Annotated in this window: 10 protein-coding genes; 2 read left to right on the forward strand and 8 right to left on the reverse strand. The window is 65.0% G+C overall.

Features of this window, described 5'->3' with window-relative positions; genetic code table 11:
• From LJE63_03215 to LJE63_03245, 7 genes are all read right to left on the reverse strand, one after another.
• The coding region (locus LJE63_03215) for a CoA-binding protein (protein ID MCG6905611.1) at positions 1 to 1,023 on the reverse strand (1,023 nt) is incomplete at its 3' end.
• 165 nt (positions 1,024 to 1,188) lie between these two features.
• Positions 1,189 to 2,196: a dipeptide ABC transporter ATP-binding protein gene (locus tag LJE63_03220; protein MCG6905612.1), complete on the reverse strand. Its 1,008-nt coding sequence runs from the start codon at positions 2,194 to 2,196 to the stop codon at positions 1,189 to 1,191.
• Entirely contained in the window at positions 2,189 to 3,166 is a 978-nt protein-coding gene (locus LJE63_03225) for an ABC transporter ATP-binding protein (protein ID MCG6905613.1), read from the reverse strand. The genes LJE63_03220 and LJE63_03225 overlap by 8 nt, the downstream gene beginning before the upstream one ends.
• A 2-nt stretch (positions 3,167 to 3,168) precedes the next feature.
• On the reverse strand, positions 3,169 to 4,062 hold the full coding sequence (locus LJE63_03230; GenBank protein MCG6905614.1) for an ABC transporter permease: 894 nt from the start codon (positions 4,060 to 4,062) through the stop codon (positions 3,169 to 3,171).
• Positions 4,063 to 4,074: 12 nt separating this feature from the next.
• The gene (locus tag LJE63_03235) at positions 4,075 to 5,079 is read right to left on the reverse strand and encodes an ABC transporter permease (protein ID MCG6905615.1); all 1,005 of its coding nucleotides are present in this window, start codon (positions 5,077 to 5,079) and stop codon (positions 4,075 to 4,077) included.
• A 113-nt stretch (positions 5,080 to 5,192) separates the two neighbouring features.
• Positions 5,193 to 6,800, reverse strand: coding sequence for an ABC transporter substrate-binding protein (locus tag LJE63_03240; protein ID MCG6905616.1), 1,608 nt, complete (start codon positions 6,798 to 6,800; stop codon positions 5,193 to 5,195).
• Positions 6,801 to 6,887: 87 nt separating this feature from the next.
• The gene (locus LJE63_03245) at positions 6,888 to 7,964 is read right to left on the reverse strand and encodes a M20/M25/M40 family metallo-hydrolase (protein ID MCG6905617.1); all 1,077 of its coding nucleotides are present in this window, start codon (positions 7,962 to 7,964) and stop codon (positions 6,888 to 6,890) included.
• A gap of 200 nt (positions 7,965 to 8,164) precedes the next feature.
• Here LJE63_03245 and LJE63_03250 point away from each other — a divergent pair, with 200 nt between their 5' ends.
• Positions 8,165 to 8,788, forward strand: coding sequence for a cytidylate kinase-like family protein (locus LJE63_03250; protein ID MCG6905618.1), 624 nt, complete (start codon positions 8,165 to 8,167; stop codon positions 8,786 to 8,788).
• A gap of 187 nt (positions 8,789 to 8,975) precedes the next feature.
• Here LJE63_03250 and LJE63_03255 read toward each other — a convergent pair whose 3' ends face one another.
• The gene (locus LJE63_03255; GenBank protein ID MCG6905619.1) at positions 8,976 to 9,395 is read right to left on the reverse strand and encodes a phosphate-starvation-inducible PsiE family protein; all 420 of its coding nucleotides are present in this window, start codon (positions 9,393 to 9,395) and stop codon (positions 8,976 to 8,978) included.
• Positions 9,396 to 9,722: 327 nt separating this feature from the next.
• Here LJE63_03255 and panC point away from each other — a divergent pair.
• A partial coding sequence (gene panC, locus LJE63_03260; GenBank protein ID MCG6905620.1) for a pantoate--beta-alanine ligase occupies positions 9,723 to 10,566 on the forward strand: 844 nt, incomplete at its 3' end.

Genomic DNA, 10,566 nt, shown 5'->3' on the forward strand with positions numbered 1-10,566 from the left:
CTTCTTGATCTCGGCCAGGGTGTCGTCCGTCAGGCGCGCCAGCGGCACCCCGAGGGCGTCCAGGCCGTCGGCGGAGACGATCCCCGAACCGCCGCTGTAGGTCAGGATCGCCACCCGCCCGCGGACCGTCACCGGCACCCGGGGGTATTCCGCCAGGGTGCGGCAGAAGTCCATCATCTGCTTGAAACCCACAGCCTCCACCACCCCCACCTGGGCCAGGGCGCCGGAGACCACCGCCCCGTTGCCGGCCATGCTGGCCGTGTGGCTCTTGGCGGCTGCGGCTCCGCCGGGGCTTTTGCCGCCCTTGAGGACCACGATCGGCTTCGCGCTGCGGCGGCAAAGCTCCAGGAAGCGGCGGCCCTCGGGGATCGCCTCGAGGTAGAGGCCGACCGCCGCGGTGGCCGGGTCTGCCAGCAGGTAGTCCAAAAGATCGCACTCGTTGACGTCCACTTTGTTGCCCACCGAACAGACCTTGCTCACCCCGGCGGTGCCGTGGGTTGCAAGGTCGATCAGAAAGCCGCCCGAGAGCAGTCCGCTCTGGACCACCAGGGAGACCTTGCCCGGGATCAAACCATCGTCCCAGATGGCCGGCGAAACGAAGGAGAACACGTACCCGGCGTGGGCGTCCACCAGCCCCATGCAGTTGGGGCCCCACAGGCGGATCCCGGTTTCGCGGGCGATGGCCGCCAGCTCGGCCTGGCGCGCCGCGCCTTGGGGGCCGGCTTCGGCAAAGCCGCTGGACTCGATCATCACCCCGCGGATGCCGCGGGCCGCACACTGGCGGATGATCTCCGGCACGTGGGGCGCGGGCACGAACACGATGGCCAGGTCCAGCGGGTCGGGCAGCCCGTCCACCGACGGCCAGCATCGGACCCCCTCGATGGTTTCGTAGCGGGGGTTGACCGGGTAGACTGCACCCGTGAAGCCTTTCAGCAGGTTGCGCAGGATGGCATTTCCGCCCTTCTGCGGGTTGGGGGTGGCCCCGATCAGGGCGATGCCCCGGGGTTGAAAGAAAAATTCCATGGGGTTGGCCTCCATTTTTGGGCAGCACCCGGCGCAGGCGCACCGTTGGGCGCCGGGTCGTTGGGTGTCATGGGTCGACTTCGGCTCACCTGCGGGCAGCCGTTCTCAAGTTGCAGCCCGCGGGGGTGCGGGAGAAGGCTCCCGGCAGCCGGCACCGCCGCCGTCTCAATCGGTCCGGATGCCGACCACCCCGGCGAAGAAGCAGGCCACCCAATGGCCGTCGGCCGCCTCGCGGAAGGACGGCACCCGTTTGCGGCAGACCTCCTTGGCAAAGAGGCATCGGGTGTGAAAGCGGCACCCCGGCGGGGGGTTGATGGGGCTGGGGACGTCGCCCCTTAAAATGATGCGCTCCCCCTTGAGGGTGGGATCGGGCATCGGCACCGCCGAGAGCAGCGCCTGGGTGTAGGGGTGAAGCGGCTGCCGATAGAGGGTCTCGCTGGCGGCCAGCTCCACGATCTGGCCGAGGTACATGACGGCCACCCGGTCGCTGACGTGCTCCACCACCCCGAGGTCGTGGGAGATGAACAGGTAGGTCAGCCCGAAGCGCTCCTGCAGGTCCTCCAGCAGGTTGATCACCTGGGCCTGAATGGAGACGTCCAGGGCCGAGACCGCCTCGTCGCAGACGATCAGCTTGGGATTGAGCGCCAGGGCCCGGGCGACCCCGATGCGTTGGCGCTGGCCGCCGGAGAACTGGTGCGGGTAGCGGCGCATCTGCTCCCGGCGCAAGCCGACGGTTTCCAGCAGCTCCAGCACGCGCGCCTCGCGTTCCCGGCGGCTTCGCAGGCCGTGGATCAGCAAGGGCTCGCCGACGATCTGGGCCACGGTTTTGCGGGGGTTGAGGGAGGAGAAGGGGTCCTGGAAGATGATCTGCATCTCCCGACGCATGCGGCGCATCCGGCCGCGCCCGAAGGCCAGCAGGTTCTCGCCTTCGAAAAAGAGCGCGCCGGCGGTGGGCTCCTCCAGGCGCAGGATGACCCGCCCGAAGGTGGTCTTGCCGCAGCCCGACTCTCCCACCAGGCCGACCGTCTCCCCCTTGCGAATGGCGAGGCTGACGTCGTCCACGGCCCGCACCGCCCCGACCTGCTTCATGAACACGCCGCCGCGGATGGGGAAGTGCTTGACGATGTGCTGGGCTTCGAGGAGGATTTCCGGGTTTTCAGGCGGATCAGGCATATTTCAGGCACCGTGCGATGTGGTTGGGCCCCACCGGAACCAACTGCGGCGCTACCCGGCGGCAGTCGGCGAAGACGTCCGGGCAGCGGTCGCTGAACAGGCAGCCCGGGGGCAGGTTGAAAAGCGAGGGCACCGTGCCGGGGATGGTGCTCAGGCGCCGCCCCCGGCTGCGGCTGCCGACCACCGGGATCGAGCGCATCAGGCCGATGGTGTAGGGGTGTTTGGGGCTGGCGAAGAGGGTTTCGACATCGGTGTATTCCACGACCTTGCCGGCGTACATGACCGCCACGTGCTGGGCCATCTCGGCGATCACCCCCAGGTCGTGGGTGATGAAGAGAATCGAGGCCCCGGTCTCGTTTTTGAGGGTGTTCATGAGGTCCAGGATCTGAGCCTGGATGGTGACGTCCAGCGCCGTGGTGGGCTCGTCGGCGATCATCAGCCGGGGGTTGCAGGCCAGCGCCATGGCGATCATGACCCGCTGGCGCATGCCGCCGCTCATCTGGTGGGGGTATTCCCGCAGGCGGCTGGAGGCCGCGGGGATGCCCACCAACTGGAACATCTCCACCACCCGCGCCATGGCGTCAGCCCGGCCCAGCCGCTGGTGCAGTCGGATCACCTCCGCCACCTGCTCGCCCACGGTGAAGACCGGGTTGAGCGAGGTCATCGGCTCCTGGAAGATCATCGAGATGCGGTTGCCCCGGATTTTGCGCATGCGCCCCTGGGACAGGCGCAGCAGGTCGGTGCCCTCGAAGAGGATCTGGCCGCCGACGATCCGGCCGGGCGGCACCGGGATCAGGCCGATGATGGCGTGCGCGGTGACGCTCTTGCCGCAGCCCGACTCGCCCACCAGCCCCAGGGTCTTGCCCGGCGCGATGGCCAGGCTGACGTCGTCGACGGCCTTGGCGACCCTGCCGCGGACGAAGAAGTGGGTTTGCAGGTGCCGGATTTCAAGAAGATTCGGTGGCGCCATGGTCAGTCTCGCAGGCGGGGGTCGAGGGCGTCCCGCAGGCCGTCGCCGAAGAGGTTGAAGCCCAGCACCGCCAGCAGGATCGCGATCCCCGGAAAGGTCATGACCCACGAGGCCCTCAGGATCAGGGCGCGGCTGTGGGCGATCATGGCCCCCCACTCCGGCGTCGGCGGCTGGGCGCCCAGGCCCAGAAAGCTCAGGGCGGCGGCGTCCAGGATGGCCGAGGCGAAGCTCAGGGTGGTCTGGACGATCAGGGGCCCCAAGCAATTGGGCAGGATCGCGATCAGGATGATCCGCCAGTCCCTGGCGCCCACGGCGCGTGCGGCGGTGACATAGTCTTTGCCGCACTCCTCCAGGACGCTGCCGCGCACGATGCGGGCAAAGCGCGGCACGTAGGTGATGCCGATGGCGATCATGGCGTTGCGCAGGCTGGGCCCCAGGTAGGCCACCACCACGATGGCCAGCAGGATGTAGGGAAAGGCCAGGATGATGTCCATGACGCGCATGATCACCCCGTCCCGAAAGCCCCGGTAGTAGCCCCCGATGGCGCCCAGCAGGGTGCCCAGGACGAAGGCCAGCCCCACGCTGGTGACCGCCACCAGCAGCGAGACGCGCGCGCCGTAGATCAGCCGCGAGAGGATGTCGCGGCCCAGGTCGTCGGTGCCGAGGATGTTTTTCCAGGTGCCGCCGGCGTGCCACACCGGCGGCTTGAGCTGGTCGTAGAGCGACGTCGCGAGGGGGTCGTGGGGGCTCAGCAGGGGCGCGCAGATCGCCGTCAGCACGAAGGCGATCACGATCACCAGCCCGGCCACGGCGGTCTTGTTGCGCCACAGCTGCTCCAACTGGTCCAGCAGTGGGTGGCGGCTGTCGGCGGCGTTCAGGGAGGCGTCGGCGGTCATGGCATCCGGGGGTTATTTGACGCTGATGCGCGGGTTGATGACGGCGTAGAGCACATCGACCATCAGGTTTATGACCACGAAAATGGCGGCGATGAACAGCGTGCCGCCCTGGATGACCATGTAGTCGCGCTGCATCACGGCGTCATACATCCACTTGCCGACGCCGGGCCAGGCGAAGATCGTCTCGGTCAGGATGGCGCCCCCCAGCAGCACCCCGAACTGCAGCCCGATGGTGGTCACCACCGGGATCAGGGCGTTGCGGAAGGCGTGCTTGAAGGTTACCGTGAACCCCGAGAGCCCCTTGGCCTTGGCGGTCTTGATGTAGTCTTGACGCAGGACCTCCAGCATGCTGGAGCGCGTCATGCGGGCGACGATGGCCGTCGGAATGGTGCTCAGGGTGACGGCCGGCATGATGATGTGCCAGAGGACGTCCCGCAAGGCGGCCCAGTTGCGGGTCAGGAGAGCGTCCAGGATATAGAAGTTGGTGATGGTCTGCAGCTCGATGCCGATGCTGAGCCGGCCGGAGAGCGGCAGCCAGCCCAGCTCCAGCGAGAAGATCAGCATGAAGACCAGGCCCAGCCAGAAAATCGGCATGCTGACCCCCACCAGGGCGCCCACCATGCTGAGGTAGTCGAAAACCGAGTATTGCCGGGTGGCGGAGACGATCCCGAAGAGGATGCCGAAAAAACAGCTGATCCCAAGCGCCACGATGGACAGCTCGATGGTGGCCGGAAAGCGCTGCTTGACCTCGTACCAGACCTTCTGGCGGGTCCAGATGGTTTCCCCCAGATCGCCCTTCAGCAGCCGCTTGAGGAACATGCCGTACTGCACGTGCAGGGGCTTGTCCAGGCCGAGATGTTTGCGGATCTCATGCAGGGCGCTGTCGGTGGCACGCTCGCCCAGCAAAAGCTCGGCGGGGTCGCCGGGGGTCAGGTGCAGCATCAAAAACACCAGGACCGAGACCCCCAGCAGGGTGGGAATCAGTATCAGGACTCGGCGGGTGATGTAGGCGAGCATGGCTTACCGTTTTCAGGGGTGCAGCGGCAGGCTTGCGGGGCCTGCCGCCGGCGACGACCGCAGAAGATGCATGCGGGGCGGCGGGTAACCGTCAGTCCGCGCCGCCCCGGCGCCTATTTCAGCCAGACGTTCTTCATGCGCACCGATGCGGTGGGGTGCAGCTTGAAGTTCATGACATTCTTGGTGTGCGGCCAGATCACGGTGGAGTGGGCGATGGAGATCGTCGCCACCTCGTCATAGATCAGCTGCTGGGCCTTTTTGTAGATCTCGGCGCGCTTGTCCTGGTCGATGGTCTGCTTGCCGGCCAGCATCAGCTGATGGTATTCCTCGTTTTTCCACTGGGTGCGGACCGAGGAGGATGCCAGGCCGTCGAAGAGCACGGCCAGGAAGTTGTCCGGGTCGCCGTTGTCACCGGTCCAGCCCAGCTGGAAGAGGTCCATGTCCTCGGGCTGCTCCCGCTGGCGTTTGAGGTAGGTGCCCCAGTCGTAGCTGACGATGCGCGCCTGGATCCCGACCTTGGCGAGATCCGAGATCATGGCCACGCCGACCTTGAGCCCCTCGGGATTGTACGGACGCGGCACCGGCATCGACCACAGGGTGATTTCGGGCAGCCCCTTGCCTTCGGGGTAGCCGGCTTTTTCCAGCTCCTGCTTGGCCAGTTCCGGGTCATAGGCAAAGCCCGGCACCGCCTCGTTGTAGCCCCACATGGTGGGCGGAATCGGGTTTTTGGCCACCTGTCCAAGGCCCTGGTAGATGTTGTCGACGATCGCCGTGCGGTTGATGGCGTGGGCTACCGCCCGGCGCAGGTGGACATTCTGCCACAGCGGTTTGGTGTGGTTGAAGGACAGGTAGCCGATGTTCATGCCCGGCTGAACGGCCAGCACCAGATTGGGGTCGCTCTTGGCCAGCGGGATGTCGGCGGGGTTGGGGAACTGGCAGATGTTGATGTTGCCGGTCTTGAGCTCCAGAAAACGCACCGAGTTTTCCGGGATCGCTCGGAACACCAGCTTGTCCAGATAGGGGCCGCCGGTTTTGTCCCAGTAGTCATCGAAGCGCTCCAGGGTGATGCGGTCGTCCTTAACCCAGTTGACGAACTTGAAGGGCCCGGTGCCCACCGGGTTGCGCAGGAACTCCTGGGGGTTTTTCAGAAAGGCCGTCGGGCTGATGATGTCGGCGAAGTCCATGCCCATGTTGGCCAGAAAGGGGGCCTCCAGGCGTTTGAGCTTGAAGACCACCGTGTGGGGGTCGACGGCTTCGATGCTCTCCACTGTGTCGTCCATTTCCATGGAAACCCAGTACTCGGGGGGGCGCTCCTGGGCCGGGATTTTGAAGCCCTCGCCGACGAACTTGACGTTGGGGGTCTTCATCATGCGCCCGATGGAGAAGACCACCGCGTTGGCGTCGAAGTCCGTGCCGTCATGGAACTTGACCCCCTTGCGCAGGTGAAAGGTGTAGGTCTTGCCGTCGTCTGAAATTTCCCAGGACTCGGCCAGGCCCGGCTCCAGCACGGTGGACTCGTCGGCATAGGCCACCAGCGCTTCGAAAACGTTGTCGCAGATCATGAAGGAGTTGCCGTCGGTTTCATAGGCCGGGTCCAGTCCGACGCTGTCGCCTCCGCGGCCGAAAACCAGCGTACCACCCTTTTTGGGGGTTTCCGCCAGGGCCGCACCGGCCGTCAGTAGCACCAGCACCGCCACCCCGATCCACAGTCTTTTGCTCATTTGCGCGCTCCTTTCTCCCGTGGGTTTGAACCTTTTTGGCGCTCATCGCGCATCGACTTTTTTTCCTAATCGATCCAACGGGTTTTGTCAAAAGGTTTTGACTTCCTTGAGAAAGTCGTCCAGGATCGCGAAAAGCCGTTGAACGCTGTAAATGTCGACGTGCTCGTCGTCGGCGTGCTGGCTGCGGTCGCCGTCGGCGCCCCACACGATCCCGGGGATGCCGCGCGCGGAGAGGTAGCGCGCATCGCTGGCGCCGTGTTCGGCGCCGACCCGGGTGCCGGGGCTCAAGGCGAGGAGGGTTTCCAGGTAGGGCGATTGGCCCCCCAAAAACAGCGGGTCGCGGCGCTCCACCACCAACTCGCCCCGCACCGCCGCTGCCATCTCGGCCAGCAGCCGGTCCATGTCGTCCTCTTCGGTGAAGCGGATGTCCAGCAGGGCCTCGGCCCGGTCCGGCACCTGGTTGACGGCGCGTCCGGCGGTGAGGATGCCGAGGTTCAGGGTGCGGTGCCAGTGGTCCGGGGCGCTCACCTGGAAAAAGGGCTTCAGGCGGGCGTAGTCGGCCATCAGGTTTTCGATGGCGTTTTCTCCCAGCCAGGGGCGCGAGCCGTGGGCGGCCCTGCCGCGGGCCACCAGCCGCAGCCGGACCAGGCCCTTCTCCTTGACCACGATCTTGTCCAGGCTGCCGCCGTCCAGGGCGATCCCGAAATCGGTTTCGATCTCCGCCAGCACATGCCCGGCCCCGTTGGCGCCGCCGATTTCCTCGTCGCCGGTGATCAAAACGCCGAAGGACAGGTCGGATTGACCGCGGCCCGCGGCGCGCAGACGCTCCAACTGGCGCCGGAGCAGTACTAGGGCCAGGGACACGGCGTACTTGTCGTCGATGCTGCCCCGGCCGTAGAGGCGGCCGTCTTTTTCGCGGGGCGTGAAGATCGCCTCGGGGCCGTCGACGACATCGATATGGGCCATCAGCAGCACGGGCGCATGGCCCCCGTGGGGCATGACCAGGATCGAGGGGACGCCGGCGACCTCGAAGCGTCGGAAGTCGATGGCGTGGGCGGCCAGGTAGGCTTGCACGAAATCGGCGCAGCGCTTGATGGCGGCGGGGTCGGTGTGCACCGATTTGAAACGGATAAGGTCCTTGGTGAGGCTCAGGAGTTCCTGCATGGCGTCGATACCTGTTGGGATTCTGCGGTTGACGGGGCGCGGCGACAACCGCCGCACTATAGGAAACGGCGTCCGGGCTGTCAACCGCCGGAGAAACGGCGGCGGGCAGGCCCTGCACCCGGCAGGCTTGAATCCGTCTTGACCGGGCCTTTTGGTTTCGCTATAGATCGGGAAACCGCGATTTCCAGATGGAGGACGGCATGGCAGTCATCACTATTTCGAGGCAGTTCGGTGCGGGCGGCAGGACCATCGGCCAGATGGTGGCCCAATCATTGGGGTACACCTTCGTGGGCGATGAGATCGTCCAGATGGTCGCCGAGAAGGCCAAGGTTTCAGAGAACTGGGTTGCCTCGATGGAGCAGGAGGCCGGCAGCAAGTGGCTGCGCTTCGCCTCCAGCCTGGTCTCCAAGAGTCTGGTGGACCGGGTGCTGGGCGGTGAGCGGGGCGACATCGACGAAGAGATTTACGTGGACGTGCTCAAGCAGGTGCTGAACCGCCTCGCCAACGAGGGCAATGCCGTGATTCTCGGGCGGGGGGGGCAGTATCTTCTCCGGGACCGGGCGAACGTCTTTCACGTCCTGCTCATCGATCAGACCGAAAATCGCATCAAGTTTATGCAGACCCGCTACGACATGAAACCGTCCCAGGCCGTCAAGGCGGTCCAGAACGAGGACCGCCGGCGCGCCAATCTCTTTCGCAAGCTGGGCCGGATGGATTTCGACCACCCGGAACTCTACCATCTCGTGATCAATCAGGCCCGTATCACCCTCGAGCAAAGCGCCCGGATGATCTGCCGCCTGGCCACCGCCGGAGCCGCCGCCTGAGGGCCGCCCCCGCCGGCCGCTAATGGGCAAGAAACGGCCGGGCAACCGCCGGCCACCTGATGCCGCTGATCGCCGCCCACCCCGACATCCGGACCGTTTTCAGGCGGCCCGCCAAGCACGTTAATCGACCGCTCCGGATTAAAACCATCCTTATTTTCAAAAGCGGCTGTATCTCGGATTTGCCGGTTCAGCCCAAATTGGGGCTGCGCCTTCTGCGGATGGCGAAGAAGGCGAAGGTGATCGAAAAAATGATCGCGGCAATCCCCACAAGGGTCACGCCGTCGTATTTGTCCAGATCGAGGATGATGATCTTGCGGGCGATGGCGATCAGGGCGACCTCGATGACGATGTCCACGTGGACGATATTCTCGATCAGATAGGCCTTGATGGTTTCCAGGAGTTCGATGCCGATCAGGACCAGCAGGAAAAACCCGAAAATCTCCACCAGGTCACTGATTTCCAGCATGAACAATGGCGGCCTGATGATGTCTTTGATGATGATCCAGCCCAGTTCGATGGTGGCCAGAAAGATCACGATGATCATCATCCCGATCAGGATGTGGACGATGATTTCTTCGAAACGTCGCAAGAATTCTTTGGTCGACATAGACAGTCCTGGGGTTGGGGGTGACTTGGGTTAAAGGTGCGATCAGGGCTTCTGCGAAACTCTATGACCGATTGCTTTGGCCCTTGACCCGGTCGGGGTGCTTCGACCATTTAAGCGACGCAAAGGCCACTGCCGGTGGCCGGCCCCGAACGGTAAGATAACCGCCGCAATTTTCGGCGCAACGGCAAAGTCAACCTGCGGCAGAAAAAAATGCGCTTAACCCCCGATGCGCAACTCCTTTGCCTGGACCGCCTTTTTCCGGCGCTCCGTTGACTTTTAAGCCCGTTTGGTTTAGGTCTGCGGATCAGCCGAATCGGGGGTGCAGCCATCGAAATCATCGACGACATTCCAACCATGCAGGCCCGCGCCGAAGCCCTGCGGGCCGAAGGGCAAACCATCGCCTTCGTGCCCACCATGGGCTATCTGCACGAGGGGCACCTGTCCCTCATGCGGGAAGGCCGCCGGCGCTGCGATGTGCTGGTGGTCAGCATTTTTGTCAACCCCACCCAGTTCGGCCCCGGCGAAGACCTCGACACCTACCCCCGGGACCGTGCCGGCGATACCCGCCGCTGCAGGGAGGTGGGCGCGGACATCGTCTTCACCCCCGCCCGCGACAGCCTTTACACCCCGGAATTCCAGACCTATGTTAGCCTCCAGGCGTTGCCCAACCACCTCTGCGGTCTCTCCCGGCCAGTCTTTTTCAGGGGCGTGGCCACGGTGGTGACCAAACTCTTCAACATCGTGCGGCCGCATGTGGCCGTCTTCGGCATGAAGGATTACCAGCAGCTGATCATCATCCGGCGGATGGCAAAGGACCTGAATTTCAACATCGATGTGGTCGGCGCCCCCATCGTCCGGGAGCCCGACGGACTGGCGATGAGTTCCCGCAACGCCTATCTGAAACCCGAGGAGCGGCCGGCGGCCCTGACGCTCTATCGTTCGCTGCAGCAGGCCCAGCGGATGGTTCAGGACGGCGAACGCGACGCGGCGCGCCTCATCGCCGCCGCCCGCGGCTTGATCGCGTCCCAGCCCGCATCCCTGATCGATTACGTGCGCATCTGCGACCCTCACAGCCTGGAGGACGTGGCGTCAGTCGCCCAGTCGGCGCTGATGGCGCTGGCCGTCAAGGTGGGGGCGGCGCGCCTGATCGACAACGCGCTTTTGACGCCGA

The organism is Desulfobacteraceae bacterium (assembly GCA_022340425.1).
Classification (GTDB): Bacteria; Desulfobacterota; Desulfobacteria; order Desulfobacterales; family JAABRJ01; genus JAABRJ01.

Bases quoted from the DNA above. Each gene is read 5' to 3' on its own strand.
- LJE63_03220 (MCG6905612.1), bottom strand. From the start codon at position 2,196: ATGCCTGATCCGCCTGAAAACCCGGAAATCCTCCTCGAAGCCCAGCAC.
- LJE63_03225 (MCG6905613.1), bottom strand. From the start codon at position 3,166: ATGGCGCCACCGAATCTTCTTGAAATCCGGCACCTGCAAACCCACTTC.
- LJE63_03230 (MCG6905614.1), bottom strand. From the start codon at position 4,062: ATGACCGCCGACGCCTCCCTGAACGCCGCCGACAGCCGCCACCCACTG.
- LJE63_03235 (MCG6905615.1), bottom strand. From the start codon at position 5,079: ATGCTCGCCTACATCACCCGCCGAGTCCTGATACTGATTCCCACCCTG.
- LJE63_03240 (MCG6905616.1), bottom strand. From the start codon at position 6,800: ATGAGCAAAAGACTGTGGATCGGGGTGGCGGTGCTGGTGCTACTGACG.
- LJE63_03245 (MCG6905617.1), bottom strand. From the start codon at position 7,964: ATGCAGGAACTCCTGAGCCTCACCAAGGACCTTATCCGTTTCAAATCG.
- LJE63_03250 (MCG6905618.1), top strand. From the start codon at position 8,165: ATGGCAGTCATCACTATTTCGAGGCAGTTCGGTGCGGGCGGCAGGACC.
- LJE63_03255 (MCG6905619.1), bottom strand. From the start codon at position 9,395: ATGTCGACCAAAGAATTCTTGCGACGTTTCGAAGAAATCATCGTCCAC.